Genomic DNA, 237 nt, shown 5'->3' with positions numbered 1-237 from the left:
GACGCCAGCGATAACCCAGTTTTTGCAATGGGGCGGATTTAACCTGAGATGTCATGGTCACTCTCAATAAATACAAATAAGAACTATTCTTATTTAATATCAGTTGAGAGTGATTATCAATTCTATTTTTGAATCATCAGTCAGATAATGCCGAATGTTTTTAGCAACGTCAGGCCCAGGCTGCAGGTGAACATAGAACCTAGTGTGGTCATAGCAATGATATTGGCCGCCAGACTC

At 40.5% G+C, this 237-nt stretch carries 1 pseudogene; it reads right to left on the bottom strand.

The window, feature by feature from the left end:
* Positions 1-140: 140 nt before the first annotated feature.
* Positions 141-237 (bottom strand): annotated as a pseudogene (locus ACYP03_RS27960) (AEC family transporter); the annotation flags it as partial.

The organism is Photobacterium sp. R1, assembly GCF_054600795.1.
The sequence above is the reverse complement of the archived record's forward strand: the minus strand, read 5'-3'. Positions and strand labels throughout refer to the sequence as shown.